Origin of the sequence: Streptomyces sp. NEAU-YJ-81 (genome assembly GCF_017592595.1) — a bacterium.
Taxonomy (GTDB): Bacteria; Actinomycetota; Actinomycetes; order Streptomycetales; family Streptomycetaceae; genus Streptomyces; species Streptomyces hygroscopicus_B.
In genome coordinates this window covers 122,707-135,857 of sequence record NZ_JAGFNO010000008.1, presented here as the reverse complement: position 1 = coordinate 135,857, position 13,151 = coordinate 122,707, and the positions used below count along the sequence as shown (strand labels likewise).

The following is a 13,151-nucleotide window of genomic DNA, read 5'->3' as shown; positions in this document are numbered from 1 at the left end:
AGACATGAAGGAAGTTCGGATGCTGCGGCTGGGACGACGTGAGTTCGGCGAGAACGAGCGAGTGATCATGGCGATCGTGAACCGGACACCGGATTCCTTCTACGACCAGGGGGCGACCTTCCGGGACGAGCCCGCCCTGGCCCGCGTGGAGCAGGCGATCGCGGACGGCGCCGCGATCATCGACATCGGCGGCGTCAAGGCCGGACCGGGTGACGAGGTGAGCGCCGAGGAGGAGGCGCGCCGCACGGTGGGCTTCGTGGCCGAGGTGCGCAGGCGCCATCCGGACGTGGTGATCAGCGTGGACACCTGGCGCCATGAGGTCGGCGAGGCGGTCTGCGCCGCGGGCGCGGATCTGCTCAACGACGCCTGGGGCGGGGTCGACCCCAAGCTGGCCGAGGTCGCCGCCCGCCACGGCGCCGGGCTGGTGTGCACCCACGCGGGAGGGGCCCGGCCGCGCACCCGCCCGCACCGGATCGGCTACGACGATGTGGTGGAGGACATCCTGCGGGTCACCCTGGAGCTCGCGGAGCGCGCCCTCGAACTGGGGGTGCGGCGCGACGGGATCATGATCGACCCGGGCCATGACTTCGGTAAGAACACCCGTCACTCACTGGAGGCCACGCGCCGGCTGGGCGAGCTGACGGAGACCGGCTGGCCCGTCCTGGTCTCGCTGTCCAACAAGGACTTCGTCGGCGAGAGCCTTGACCGGCCGGTCAAGGAGCGGCTGATCGGCACGCTCGCGACGACCGCCGTATCGGCCTGGCTGGGGGCCCAGATCTACCGGGTGCACGAGGTGGCCGAGACCCGTCAGGTGCTGGACATGGTGTCGTCCATCGCGGGCCACCGGCCCCCGGCGGTCGCCCGCCGGGGACTGGCCTGAGGGGAAACCCGCCGGGGACCGGCCCGGCGGGGCGACCAGGAGCGCGCCGTCAGACGCCGGACTCCTTGGTCACCAGCTCGATCACCTCGTCGATGTCGTCGGTGAGGTGGAAGAGGTCCAGATCGTGCGGGGACGCCTTGCCCTCCGCGATCAGGGTGTTCGTGAGCCAGTCGACCAGGCCCTTCCAGTAGGCGCTGCCGAAGAGGACGATCGGGAAGCGGGTGACCTTCTTGGTCTGGACGAGGGTGAGCGCCTCGAAGCACTCGTCGAGCGTGCCGAGCCCGCCGGGAAGCACCACGAACCCCTGGGCATACTTCACAAACATCGTTTTTCGCACGAAGAAGTAGCGGAAGTTGACGCCGATGTCGACGTACGGGTTCAGGCCCTGCTCGAACGGCAGCTCGATGCCCAGGCCGACCGAGACGCCGCCCGCCTCGGTCGCGCCGCGGTTGGCGGCCTCCATCGCGCCCGGGCCGCCGCCGGTGATCACCCCGAAGCCCGCCTCGACGAGGCCCCGGCCGATCCGCACCCCCGCCTCGTACTCCGGGGACCCCTCGGGCGTACGGGCGGAGCCGAACACGCTGATCGCCGGGCCGAGCTCCGCCAGGGTGCCGAAGCCCTCGACGAACTCCGACTGGATGCGCATCACCCGGAACGGGTCCTCGTGCACCCAGTGCGTGGCCCCCTGGGTGTCCAGAAGCCGCTGATCGGTCGTCTCGGGTCGCATCTGGTCGCGGCGGCGCACGACCGGGCCCAGACGCTGCTCGTGCAGCGCTCGCTCTTCTTCGGCGTTGCCCACTGTGTGCTCCCTTCGCCAAGACCAAGATCTGGTCAAAGATCTGTGGTTCAGGGTAGGCCCCTCGGGCGGCTTGGAGCCGAAATCCCGGCCACGCTCACCCACCGAACCGCTGATCACAGGTCCAACGCCCACCCGGCGCCGCCGGGCAACGCAATCCAGCCCCTCCGGCGTTTGAGGAGCGGGGTCCAGGGGCGGAGCCCCGGCGGGGGCCGGGGCCGGGCCCCCGCGCGGCGGGTCCGGCCGCCCGGCGCCGCTAGTGGGCCAGCCAGGCGCGCAGTCGTTCTTCGGCCTCCAGGACGGCGGCGACCGGTACGTGCTCCTCGCGGGTGTGGGCCAGCTTCGGATCGCCGGGCCCGTAGTTCACGGCGGGCACGCCGAGCGCCGAGAAGCGGGCGACATCGGTCCAGGCGTCCTTGGGGGCCACCTCCACCCCGAGCGTCGCCACGAGGGCGGCGGCCGACGGGTGGCCGAGACCGGGCAGGGCGCCGGGCGCGCTGTCGGTGAGCTCGATGTCGAAGCCGGTGAAGACCTCGCGGACGTGCGCGAGCGCCTCTTCCTCGGAGCGGTCGGGGGCGAAGCGGAAGTTCACGGTCACCGTGCAGAAGTCCGGGATGACGTTGGTCGCGTGGCCGCCGTCGATCCGTACGGCGTTGAGGCCCTCGCGGTAGGTGAGCCCGTCGATCTCCGCCCGCCGGGGGACGTATCCGGCCAGCCGGTCCAGGATCGGCGCGGCCTTGTGGATGGCGTTCTCACCGAGCCAACTGCGCGCGGAGTGGGCGCGCCGCCCCTGCGTCTTCACCCGTACCCGCAGCGTGCCCTGGCAGCCGCCCTCGACCTTGCCGTCGGTGGGCTCCAGCAGCACGGCGAAGTCCCCGGCCAGCCACTCGGGGTGGTTCCTGGCCAGCCGCCCCAGCCCGTTGAGCTCGGCGGCGACCTCCTCGTGGTCGTAGAAGACGAAGGTGAGGTCGCGGTTGGGCTCGGGCACGGTGGCGGCCATGCGCAGCTGTACGGCGACGCCGGACTTCATATCGGAGGTGCCGCAGCCCCACAGCACGCCGTCGTCGTCGAGGCGGGAGGGCACGTTGTCGGCGATCGGCACGGTGTCCAGATGGCCCGCCAGCACGACCCGCTCGTCCCGCCCGAGGTTCGTACGGGCGACGACGGCGTCCCCGTCCCGGTCGACCGTCAGATGCGGCAGGGCCCGCAGGGCCTGCTCCACGGCGTCGGCGAGCGCCTTCTCCTCACCGCTGACCGAGGGGAAGTCGACGAGCCGGGCGGTGAGCCGGGCCGCGTCCAGGGACAGGTCGAGTTCTGGGTGTGCCATACGGCCGACCCTAGCCGGTCGGCCCTCGCGCCCAGCGGCCCCGGCCACGGCGGCCCTAGCGCCCGGCCCCGGCCCCGGCCCCGGCGGCCCAAGCGGCTCGCGACGTGGTGTTCCCCACCCCGCGCCCGTGATCCGGCGAGGCCGCGCGAGCTCCAGTACCGTGTGGCGCGTGCCCCTGTCCGTCTTCTCCCACCGCGCCCGGCTGCTGCGGGCGGCGGTCGCCTGTGCCGTACTGCTGGCGCTGGCCGGATACCTGGCGGCGCAGTTGCTGACGGGTGGTGTGGGACCGCCGCGCTGTGTCGTACGGGCGAACGGCGAGGATGTGCGGCTCTCCCCCGAACAGACCGTGAACGCCGCCACGATCGAGGCCGTGGCCGCCTCCCGCGGACTGCCGGAACGGGCCGTCACCATCGCACTGGCCACCGCCCTGCAGGAGTCGGGGCTGCGCACCATCCGCCACGGGGACCGGGATTCGCAGGGGCTGTTCCAGCAACGCCCCTCCCAGGGCTGGGGCAGTGTGCGGCAGATCCGTGATCCGGTCTACGCCGCCGGGAAGTTCTACGACGACCTGGTGCGGTTGCCCGGCTATTCGCGGCTGCCGCTGACGGTGGCGGCGCAGCGGGTGCAGCGCAGCGGTTTCCCCCAGGCGTACGCGAAGCACGAGACCGAAGCGGTGGTGCTGACCGGAGCCCTCACCGGGCGCTCCGGGGCGGCCCTCAGTTGCCCGGGGCCGCCGGACGACGGTCAGGCGGGCGATCCGGTGCGCGTACGGGCGTCGCTGAAGCGGGAGTTCGGCTCCGAGACGGAGGCACGGCCGGCCTTGGCCGGGCACGGCGGCGGAAAGCAGGCCGCCCCCTCGCCGCACACGGTGCTGGTTCCGGTGCCGAAGGCGGCGGCTCCGGGGCGCGCGGGGCAGCGCGGCTGGGAGATCGCGCACTGGGCGGTGGCCCACTCGGACGAGTTGCGCATCGAACGTGTCTCTTACGGCGAGCGCGAATGGAACGCCCGGAATTCCGCAGCGGGTTGGCGTCCGGCCAAGGGGATTTCCCGGGCGGAAGTGCGGATCGTCACCATGCGATAGCGCATGGAATCACCGCAGTTCAGGGCGGTTGACGGCGCATTGTGCGGCACGTACGGAGGAATGGTCCGGGCGTATTACACGCAGAACCGGATAATGCGACGCATTGCCAACTCTTTGCCTTGTCTCACCGCAACCTTCGCGGGGTTCACGCGGTATTCACAGCGTCCGAATCGCCGGGCACCGCACGCCAATTGTCCCTCCGCCAAAGGAGAACCATGTCCCTCCCTCTCACCCGTCGGATCGCCCGGGCCGCACTGCTGGTCGCGGCGAGCGCGGCACCCGTCGTCGGCGCCGCCGGGGTCGCGAGTGCGGCGGAGCCGGCCCAGCCGCAGTCCTCCAAGCTGGGGCTGTCCTCATTGGACGCCGCCTCGGTCGGTGAGGTCGCCGACGTCGCCTCGCAGCAGGTCGGGAGCACGGCGGGTGACGTCAGCAGCAAGGCCGGCGGGACCGTCAAGGAGATCCTGCCGGGCAGGACCGCCCCGGCGAACGTGACCCCGGCCAAGCCCGCCCAGCCTGCCAAACCCGCGAAGCCCGCGAAGCCGGCCAAGGGCGCGAAGGCCACCAAGGCGGCCAAGGCCGCCCCGGCCAGGGCCGCCCACGCCAAGGTCGCCGGTAAGGGCGAGGGCAGGGCTCTCGGACACGGGAAGGGCAAGGGCGGTGCCCACGCCAAGGGCAAGGGCAAGGCGGCCAAGCCCGCGCAGCCCGCCCAGGCCGCCGCCCCGCAGGCGCCCGCGCCCAGCGCCCCGCAGGGCTCGGACCTCCCGGTCAAGGACCTGCCGATCAAGGGCCTGCCGCTGCTCGGCTGATTTCGCCGGACCAACACGGGGCCCGGGGAGTCTCGTACTCTCCGGGCCCCTTCAGCTCTTTCAGCCCGCCAGTCGCCGGGCCGCCGCCGCCACGCGCTCGTCGGTCGCCGTGAACGCGACCCGGACGTGCCGCTCCCCCGCCGTGCCGTAGAACTCGCCCGGGGCCACCAGGATGCCCAGCTCGGCGAGGGCGCCCACGGTGTCCCAGCACGGCTCGTCCCGCGTCGCCCACAGATACAGCGACGCCTCGCTGTGCTCGATGCGGAAGCCCTGGCCCTCCAGCGCCGACCGCAGCGCGGCCCGGCGCCGCTCATAGCGCTCGCGCTGCTCCGTCACGTGCTTGTCGTCGCCGAGCGCCGCGACCGTGGCCGCCTGCACCGGTGCGGGCACCATCATCCCGCCGTGCTTGCGGATCTTCAGCAGCTCGCCCAGCACCGTCTCGTCACCGGCGAGGAAGGCCGCCCGGTAGCCCGCCAGATTGGACCGCTTGGACAGCGAGTGGACCGCCACCAGCCCCTCGAAGGACCCGCCGGAGATGTCCGGGTGGAGCACGGAGACCGGGTCCGCCTCCCAGCCCAGCTCCAGATAGCACTCGTCGCTGACCACCAGCACCCCGTGGGCACGCGCCCAGGCGACCGCGGTGCGCAGCTCGTCCTTGGACAGCACCCGGCCGGTGGGGTTGGACGGGGAGTTGAGCCACAGCAGCTTCAGCCCGGCCGGGTCGAGGTCGGTGCCCGCGGCGCCAGCCGCAAATGTCCGCGTGTCGTACGGCACCGGCTCGGCGCCCGCCAGCCGCGCGCCCACCTCGTACGTCGGATAGGCGAGCCGCGGGAAGGCGACCCGGTCGCCGGAGCCCAGGCCCAGTTGCGCGGGCAGCGAGGCCACCAGCTCCTTCGAGCCGACCACCGGCAGCACCTGGGTATGGGTCACCCGGGCCGCGCCCAGCCGCCGCTCCACCCAGCCGGTGAGGGCGTCGCGCAGCGCGGCCGTGCCCCAGACGGTCGGATAGCCGGGGCTGTCCGAGGCGTCGGCGAGGGCCGCGCGGATCAGCCCGGGGACCGGGTCGACGGGGGTACCCACCGAGAGGTCGACGATGCCGTCGCGGTGGGCCGCGGCGATCGCCTTGTACGGTTCGAGCCGGTCCCAGGGGAAGACCGGGAGGCGGGCGGATACGGGTGGCACGGGGTGGCTCGCTTTCTTCGGAACTGCCCGGGTTCTTCGAACTGCCCGGGCCGAGGGCCCGGGAACCCGGTGGATTCCGGCCGAACCGGTGGATCCCGGGGAGACCCGGGACCCACGGGAACGCCGGGAGCGCCCGGTAAAACAGCCCGGTCCCGCAGGCCACAGGCCATACGGGACCGCCGGCTGCTTCCGGGCGCTGTCGCCGGGGCAGGGTTACTCGTCGTGCTCCTGCGGCGGAAGCGCGGCGATGAAGGGGTGGTCCCGCTCGATCAGGCCGAGCTTGCTCGCACCGCCGGGCGAACCGAGCTCGTCGAAGAACTCGACGTTCGCCTTGTAGTAGTCCTTCCACTCCTCGGGAGTGTCGTCCTCGTAGAAGATCGCCTCGACCGGGCAGACCGGCTCACAGGCCCCGCAGTCGACGCATTCGTCCGGGTGGATGTACAAGGACCGCTGGCCCTCGTAGATACAGTCGACGGGGCACTCCTCGATGCACGCCTTGTCTTTCAGGTCGACACAAGGCTGCGCGATGACGTAGGTCACGCTGTCGTTCCTCCTCGTTAGGGCTGCTATCGCGCGGGAGCGCGGCGTCGTCGATGCCCGCACCTAGTATCTCCGTTCTTGGGCACCAGACGCACATGAGGGGCTGACTGAGCTGTGGATTTCACCACTGGCGGACGTCTTGAAGTCCGGATCACCCCGGATGACGTGGGAAAACGCGTCTCGGTCAGATTGATCACCGGGGAGCGTGAGCCCGCCCCCACCTTCACCGACGTGGTCGGTGTTCTCACATCGTGGACCGAGGGCTCGCTCTCCATCACGCGGCGCACCGGTGAGCCGGTGCGGATCGCAGAATCGTCCCTGGTGGCGGGCAAGGTGGTGCCCGCCGCTCCGGCCCGCCGCCGTGGCCCCGCCGCGACCGCGCCCGAGCTGGACCGGGTCGCCGCCAGGGCCTGGCCGCCCGTGGTCAGCGAGCCGCTGGGCGAGTGGACGCTGCGCGCCTCGGGCGGATTCACCCGGCGCGCCAATTCGGTACTGCCCCTCGGCGACCCCGGGACGGATCTCGACGAGGCGCTGCGCCGGGTGACCGACTGGTACGCGGCGCGGGAGCTGCCCGCGTACATCCAGGTCAGCACGGGCGCCGAGGGCACCCAGGAGCTGCTTGCGGCGGAGCTGGAGAGCCGCGGCTGGACGCGTGAGGTCTCGTCGCGGATACGCATCGCGGCGCTCGCCCCCATCGGGGACCTGGACGCCGACGCCTCGGCGGTGACGCTCTCCCGCCGGCTCGACGACGCCTGGCTGGCCCGCTACCAGCGGTCGTCCGGCAAGCCCTCCCCCGAGGCGCGGACGGTACTGTCGGGCGGCCCGTCCGTGTGGTTCGCCACCGTGGCGGGGCGGGAGGGAGACGCCCCGGACGCGATCGGGCGCTGTGTCGTGGACGGCCGCTGGGCCGGATTCGCCGCCGTGGAGGTCGCCCCGGAGCGGCGGCGCCAGGGCCTGGCCAAGGCCGTGATGACGGTGCTGGCCCGCAAGGCGCTCGACGAGGGTGCCTCGGCCGCGTATCTCCAGGTGGAGACGGACAATGACGGTGCGCAGGCCCTCTACGAGGGCATGGGCTTCACCGTCCACCACAGCTACCATCACTGGCGCGAATCTGGACAGGATGTGCGCTGAGCAGGGTACGAGTCGGCTATGCCACGGATGAACGACACGTCCCGCCGCCGGCGGTTCGCCGACGCGGCCCGCGAAGAGCGCCCCGATCTGGCGCTGCTGTGCCTGCTGGTCGGCATGGAGGCCGATTCCGGACTGGACGAGGCCGGACTCGACGAAGCGCAGATCGAGCTCGACCGGCTGGCCGGTCAGCTCCCCTTCTCCCCCGGCGGCCCCGAGGACTGGGCCACCGCGCTGGCCCGCCTCCTCGGCGAGCGCCATGACTTCCGGGGCGGCCCGGCCGACTACCGGCGGCTGGGGTCCTCGCTCCTCCACACGGTGCTGCGGCGCCGCCGTGGACTGCCGATCCTGCTGTCCGTGGTGTGGATGGAGGTGGCGCGGCGGGCGGGCGCGCCGGTGTACGGGGTGGCGCTGCCGGGCCACTTCGTGGTCGGCTTCGGCGATCCTTACGGAGGCCATGTGCTGGCCGATCCGTACGACGGCGGGCGGCCGCTGTCCAGTGAGGACGCGGCGACGCTGGTGTCAGGGGCCACGGGCGCCCCACTCTCCGCGTCGATGCTGACCCCGGCCGGGCCGCTGGACATCGTGCTGCGGATCCTCAACAACATCCGCGCCTGGGCGTCCGCCCGCCCCGAGCGCACCGATGTCCGGCTGTGGGCGGTCGAGCTGTCCCTGCTGCTGCCCAGCCACCCGGCCGAGCTGCGCTACGAGCGGGCACAACTCCTGGTGGAGCGGGGCGACTTCATGACCGGCGCCAAGGAGCTGGAGGACTACGCGGAGGTGGTGGAGGCGGTGAAACCCGACGCCGCCGAGACCGTACGCCACGAGGCCCGCGCCGCCCGCGCGATGCTCAACTAAGCGCCCCCCTGAAAGTGCCCTGAGCTGCCGTCGATCGTCTGCGGCGCCATCGTGGCCGGTCGCCCACGCGGCGGAGCCGCACATCGGCGCACAGCCCGCGCCCCTTCAGGGCGCCTTTCGAACCGCAGTACTTCCGCCGATCTGCCTAGCGGCTGTCCGGTGGGCCTTCGTGCCTGTGGCATCGGCGGCTGCTCGGCCTCGGGGCCCGCGGCGGCTGGTGCGGGGGGCATGTCCCGGTGGCGGCCAGGGGCACAGTGGCGAGCGCTGGGCGCGCCGTTCCGGGCGTCGTCGGCTCGGGGCGTCCGGTGCAGGGGGCACCTCCCGGTGGTGGCCGGGGGGCCATGCGGGTGCCGGGGGCCCGGGAAGATCCACCGGGCAGGGCCTGGCGGCTGTCCGGTGGTGGCCAGGGCGCCAGTGGCGGACGCTGGGGGCGTCGTACGGGCATCGTGGGCCCGGGAACATCCCGCCGGGCAGGACCCTGCGCCTCCGGTGGGCCGACCGTCGCGGGGCGGCGGCCCGGCCTTCCAGCCCCTCCGGCGTTTGAGGAGCGGGGCCCAGGGGCGGAGCCCCGGCGGGGGCCGGGGCCGGGCCCCCACGCGGCGGAGCCGCATATCGGTAGGTGTCGGGAAGGAGGAGGGGAAAGCCCGCGCGGCTACAGCCAGCCCTTTTCGCGGGCGATGCGGACGGCCTCGGCCCGGTTGCGCGCGGCGGTCTTCTGGATGGCCGTGGAGAGGTAGTTGCGGACCGTGCCCGGCGACAAGTGCAGGGCGCGGGCCAGCTCGGCGTTGGTCGAGCCGTCCGCCGAGGCGTGCAGCACCTCGCGCTCCCGCGCGGTCAGCGGGCTGGCCCCGTCCACGAGCGCGGCGGCGGCCAGCGTGGGGTCGATGACCCGCTCCCCGCGCAGCACCCGCCGTATGGCGTCGGCGAGCTGGGCCGCCGGGGCGTCCTTGACCAGGAAGGCGTCGGCGCCGGACTCCATGGCACGGCGCAGATAGCCGGGGCGGCCGAAGGTGGTAAGGATCACGATCCGGATCCCGGGCGCGGCCCGGTGCAGGGCGGCCGCGGCCTCGATCCCGCTCATCCCGGGCATCTCGATGTCCAGCAGCGCCACATCGGGGCGATGGGCCCGGGCGGCGTCCACGACCTCGTCACCGCGGGCCACCTGCGCGATGACCTCGATCTCGTCCTCGAGCCCGAGGAGCGCGGCCAGCGCCTCCCGCACCATGGACTGGTCCTCGGCCAGCAGTACCCGGATCACGCCCCGCAGCGTATCCGCTCCTCGTCTCCGCTCTTCCGCGCGCTCCCTCCACGCGGTCCCTCCGGCGCGCTCCTTACGGCGCGGCCCGTGCTAGGGCGCGGCCTGTGAGGGCAGCTCCATGTGGGCGCCGCGGGAGAGCGGGACCAGGGCGCGGAGGGTGAAGCCGCCGCGCTCGCCGGGGCCGGTCTCCAGGCGGCCGTCGGCGAGCTGGAGCCGCTCGGCCAGCCCGGTGAGCCCGTTGCCGTGCGGGCCGGTCGCGCCGCGGCCGTCGTCGGTGACGGTCAGGCACAGCTCGTCGTCCGTCTCGTCGAGCGTGACCGTGCAGCGACGCGCCCCGCTGTGCCGCACCGCATTGGTGACCGCCTCGCGCAGCGCCCAGGCCAGCGCGCCCTCCTGGTCGGGCGGAAGGTCGGGGTGGTGGGTGGCGGCCCGGCTCAGGTCGGCGGCGATGCCCGCGGCGGCAAGGGCGGTACGGGCCCCGGCGACCTCGGCCTCCAGGGTGGGGCGGCGAAAGCCGCTGACCGCCTCCCGGACGTCCACCAGTGCCTGCCTGCTGACCCGTTCGATATCGGCGACCTGCCCCGCCGCCTGCTCGGGCTTGTCGGGCAGCATCCGGCCCGCCAGCTCGCTCTTGAGCGTGATCAGGGAGAGCGAGTGGCCCAGCAGATCGTGCAGATCGCGGGCGAGCCGCAGCCGCTCCTCGTTGGCGGCGAGCTGGGCCACGGTGGCGCGGGCGGCGCGCAGCGCCCGGGTGGTGCGGACCATCTGCCGCACCCCGCTCATCGCGAACCCGCCGAGCAGCGAGGGGATCACCAGGGCGGACACCAGCCCGTGCGAACCGCGCACCAGCACCCCGACGGCCACCATGAACGCGGTGTTCAGCGGAATCGCCCACCGCGAGAGCCGCAGCGGCAGCACCGCCCCGTAGGCGACGGACACATAGACGCACAGCACCAACCAGGCGTCGCCCATGGTGAGGGTGAGAACGGCGGCGAGCACGCAGATCATGCCCAGCGCCCCGAAGACGGCGGCCCGGCTCAGCGCCCGGCCGGTGTGCCGGAAAACCAGCACCAGATAGATGGCGACGAAGGCCAGCAGACCGAGCGCACCGCACACAGTGGCGGGGACCGTGTGGTGGCCATCGGCGAGATCGCTCACCGGCGCGCCCATATAGGCCATCCAGATCCCGATCCACATCAGCTTGATCAGGACCTGCCGGCGGTTCTCGGGGCTCTGGCCGATGGTGGCCAGCCGGTCGTGCTCGTCGTCGTACGCCATCGCGTCGGCCCACCAGGTCAGCCGGCGGCGCACGCCGGGGCGGCACTCCGGATCGCCGTCGGTCCACTCGGCCCGGTCGGCCATGGTTCTTCGCTCCTCGGATCACGCCTCGGGTCACGCCCTCGGTCATGCCTTACGGCTGTCCTTCACGCCTTACGGCTGTCCCTCACGCCTTACGGCTGTCCCTCACGCCTTACGGGTGTCCTTGCGGTACAGCCACGCCGCGCCGCCCGCGAAGAGCGCCAGATAGCCGATGAGCAGCGCGACGTCCTTGGCGTGCGGGGCGCCGCCCAGCTCGATCGCCTGGCCGAGGGCGGTGTAGGCGTGGGTGGGCAGATAGTCGCCGATGTTCCGCAGCCACTGCGGATAGGACGTGGTCGGCATCCACAGCCCGCCGAGGATCGACAGACCGAAGTAGATGATCATGGTCAGCGGGCGGACCGCGTCCCCGGTCGCCAGATAGCCGATGGCCACCCCCAGCGCGGCGAAGACCAGGGAGCCCGCCCAGATGGCGCCGGTCAGCGCCGCCCACTCCCAGGCGGCGTCCAGCCGTACGCCCTTGACGGCGGCGGCCACCACGAAGACGATCACGATCGACGGCAGGGTGGCCACCGCGCCCACCGCGATCTTGGCCGCCACATAGCCGCGCCCGGGCAGCCGGGTGAGCCGAAGCTGCCGGGTCCAGCCGCCCTCGCGCTCCTTGGCGATCCGCTCGCCGTTGCCCATCAGCCCGGCGGTCAGCGCCCCGAAGGAGGCCATCGCGACCATGTAGTAGAGCGGCATGGACAGCCGGGTGCCGGGCACGCGGTCGTCGGCGTCGGTGCTGCCCGCGATCAGCAGGAAGAGCACGGGCGGATAGATGACCGTGAAGAACATGAACTTGCGATTGCGCAGGGTCCGCGCGATCTCCAGCTTGACCAGCGCCTTCATCGTGCGGACTCCTCACCTGTGAGCGCGGCGTCGGTGGCGGCGTCGGTGATGGCGAGGAACGCCTGCTCCAGGCCGAGGCCGGTGACCTCCAGGCCGTGCGGATAGAGCCCCAGCCCGTAGACCGCGTGCACGGTCGCGTCCGCGTCGGTGGACCGGATTCGTACGGTACGCCCCGAGATCTCGATCCCGGTCAGCGCGGGCAGGGCGCGCAGCGTCGTCTCGTCGATCGGCCCGTCCAGCTCGAAGGAGATCCGCCGGGCCCCGGCCATCGCCTTGATCTCGGCGGACGAGCCGTCGGCCAGCACCCGGCCGCCGTGCAGCACGATCACCCGGTCGGCGATGGCGTCGGCCTCATCGAGGTAGTGGGTGGCGAACAGGATGGTGCGGCCCTGCTTCGTCTGCTCCCGCATCGCGCCCCAGAAGGTCTGCCGGGACGACACGTCCATACCGGTCGTGGGCTCGTCCAGCACGATCAGATCGGAGGCGCCGGCGGTGGCGAACGCGAAGCGCACCCGCTGCTCCTGACCGCCGGAGAGCTTGTTCACCTTGCGGGAGGCGATCTCGGCGATCCCCGCCCGCTCCAGCACCTCGTCCACCGGATGGCCCTTGGGGTGCAGATCGCAGGCCAGCCCCACCAGTTCGCGGACCGTCACGTCCTCCATCAGAGCGCCGCTCTGCAGCATCGCGCCGACCCGGCCACGGACGATGGCCTGGCGCGGGGTGGTGCCGAAGACCTCCACCCGGCCGGAGTCGGGGTGGCGCAGGCCGAGCAGCAGATCGAGGCTGGAGGACTTGCCGGCGCCGTTGGGTCCCAGCAGGGCGACGGTCTCCCCCGGGTACAGCGTGAGATCGAGATCGGCCACGGCGCGCACACTGCCGTAGCTCTTGTTCACCTTCTCGAAGCGGACCACGGGCGGGGCGCCCATGGTGGCGGCCCCGGTGCCGGGGGCGGAAACAGCGGTCGTTGCGGTCATGGCCACAAGCCTGGCCGAGGGCGGGCGGCGCCCGGCAGTGTCAGCGGTCGTGACCTGGGGATGACAGATGTCATGGGTCGGGGCATGACGGGCCGGGGACACACGACGCGGCC

The 13,151-nt window shown here is 72.7% G+C and carries 13 protein-coding genes; 5 read left to right on the top strand and 8 right to left on the bottom strand.

What is annotated here, in order from left to right; genetic code table 11:
• Positions 1-19 precede the first annotated feature (19 nt).
• Positions 20-880 (top strand): dihydropteroate synthase, encoded by an 861-nt coding sequence (gene folP / locus J5X86_RS20025; protein ID WP_208518289.1) that lies wholly within the window; start codon positions 20-22, stop codon positions 878-880.
• A gap of 49 nt (positions 881-929) precedes the next feature.
• Here folP and J5X86_RS20020 read toward each other — a convergent pair whose 3' ends face one another.
• Both J5X86_RS20020 and dapE read right to left on the bottom strand, forming a co-directional pair.
• Positions 930-1,679: a TIGR00730 family Rossman fold protein gene (locus tag J5X86_RS20020; RefSeq protein WP_208518135.1), complete on the bottom strand. Its 750-nt coding sequence runs from the start codon at positions 1,677-1,679 to the stop codon at positions 930-932.
• A gap of 253 nt (positions 1,680-1,932) precedes the next feature.
• Positions 1,933-3,003, bottom strand: coding sequence for a succinyl-diaminopimelate desuccinylase (gene dapE / locus J5X86_RS20015; protein ID WP_078643394.1), 1,071 nt, complete (start codon positions 3,001-3,003; stop codon positions 1,933-1,935).
• A 160-nt stretch (positions 3,004-3,163) separates the two neighbouring features.
• Here dapE and J5X86_RS20010 point away from each other — a divergent pair, with 160 nt between their 5' ends.
• A complete protein-coding gene (locus J5X86_RS20010; RefSeq protein ID WP_208518134.1) occupies positions 3,164-4,084 on the top strand; it encodes a hypothetical protein in 921 nt (306 codons plus the stop codon).
• Between the two features lie 215 nt (positions 4,085-4,299).
• Complete coding sequence (locus J5X86_RS52885) at positions 4,300-4,890, top strand: ATP-binding protein (protein WP_374229273.1); 591 nt, start codon at positions 4,300-4,302, stop codon at positions 4,888-4,890.
• A 60-nt stretch (positions 4,891-4,950) separates the two neighbouring features.
• On the opposite strand, the gene dapC is transcribed toward J5X86_RS52885, so the two are convergent.
• Positions 4,951-6,072 carry a succinyldiaminopimelate transaminase gene (dapC, locus tag J5X86_RS20000; RefSeq protein WP_208518133.1) on the bottom strand — a complete coding sequence of 374 codons (1,122 nt, stop codon included), beginning with the start codon at positions 6,070-6,072 and terminating at the stop codon, positions 4,951-4,953.
• Positions 6,073-6,285: 213 nt separating this feature from the next.
• Positions 6,286-6,612 (bottom strand): ferredoxin, encoded by a 327-nt coding sequence (fdxA, locus tag J5X86_RS19995; protein WP_014054705.1) that lies wholly within the window; start codon positions 6,610-6,612, stop codon positions 6,286-6,288.
• A 114-nt stretch (positions 6,613-6,726) separates the two neighbouring features.
• On the opposite strand from fdxA, the gene J5X86_RS19990 reads away from it, so the two are divergent.
• Both J5X86_RS19990 and J5X86_RS19985 read left to right on the top strand, forming a co-directional pair.
• The gene (locus tag J5X86_RS19990) at positions 6,727-7,743 is read left to right on the top strand and encodes a GNAT family N-acetyltransferase (RefSeq protein ID WP_208518132.1); all 1,017 of its coding nucleotides are present in this window, start codon (positions 6,727-6,729) and stop codon (positions 7,741-7,743) included.
• 18 nt (positions 7,744-7,761) lie between these two features.
• Complete coding sequence (locus J5X86_RS19985) at positions 7,762-8,598, top strand: transglutaminase-like domain-containing protein (RefSeq protein ID WP_208518131.1); 837 nt, start codon at positions 7,762-7,764, stop codon at positions 8,596-8,598.
• Between the two features lie 652 nt (positions 8,599-9,250).
• Here the strand turns inward: J5X86_RS19985 and J5X86_RS19980 are convergent.
• The 4 genes from J5X86_RS19980 to J5X86_RS19965 all read right to left on the bottom strand — a co-directional run bounded on the left by J5X86_RS19980 (position 9,251) and on the right by J5X86_RS19965 (position 13,038).
• On the bottom strand, positions 9,251-9,856 hold the full coding sequence (locus tag J5X86_RS19980; RefSeq protein ID WP_043235457.1) for a response regulator transcription factor: 606 nt from the start codon (positions 9,854-9,856) through the stop codon (positions 9,251-9,253).
• A 90-nt stretch (positions 9,857-9,946) separates the two neighbouring features.
• Complete coding sequence (locus tag J5X86_RS19975; protein WP_208518130.1) at positions 9,947-11,218, bottom strand: sensor histidine kinase; 1,272 nt, start codon at positions 11,216-11,218, stop codon at positions 9,947-9,949.
• Positions 11,219-11,320: 102 nt separating this feature from the next.
• The gene (locus J5X86_RS19970) at positions 11,321-12,064 is read right to left on the bottom strand and encodes an ABC transporter permease (RefSeq protein WP_208518129.1); all 744 of its coding nucleotides are present in this window, start codon (positions 12,062-12,064) and stop codon (positions 11,321-11,323) included.
• Positions 12,061-13,038 carry an ABC transporter ATP-binding protein gene (locus J5X86_RS19965; protein ID WP_208518128.1) on the bottom strand — a complete coding sequence of 326 codons (978 nt, stop codon included), beginning with the start codon at positions 13,036-13,038 and terminating at the stop codon, positions 12,061-12,063. Before J5X86_RS19965 ends, J5X86_RS19970 begins: the two co-directional genes overlap by 4 nt.
• Positions 13,039-13,151 lie beyond the last annotated feature (113 nt).

What these genes read in the sequence shown, in the direction of transcription:
- folP (WP_208518289.1), top strand. Translation starts at nt 20, where the DNA reads ATGCTGCGGCTGGGACGACGTGAGTTCGGCGAGAACGAGCGAGTGATC.
- dapE (WP_078643394.1), bottom strand. Translation starts at nt 3,003, where the DNA reads ATGGCACACCCAGAACTCGACCTGTCCCTGGACGCGGCCCGGCTCACC.
- J5X86_RS52885 (WP_374229273.1), top strand. Translation starts at nt 4,300, where the DNA reads ATGTCCCTCCCTCTCACCCGTCGGATCGCCCGGGCCGCACTGCTGGTC.
- J5X86_RS19985 (WP_208518131.1), top strand. Translation starts at nt 7,762, where the DNA reads ATGCCACGGATGAACGACACGTCCCGCCGCCGGCGGTTCGCCGACGCG.
- J5X86_RS19975 (WP_208518130.1), bottom strand. Translation starts at nt 11,218, where the DNA reads ATGGCCGACCGGGCCGAGTGGACCGACGGCGATCCGGAGTGCCGCCCC.
- J5X86_RS19970 (WP_208518129.1), bottom strand. Translation starts at nt 12,064, where the DNA reads ATGAAGGCGCTGGTCAAGCTGGAGATCGCGCGGACCCTGCGCAATCGC.
- J5X86_RS19965 (WP_208518128.1), bottom strand. Translation starts at nt 13,038, where the DNA reads ATGACCGCAACGACCGCTGTTTCCGCCCCCGGCACCGGGGCCGCCACC.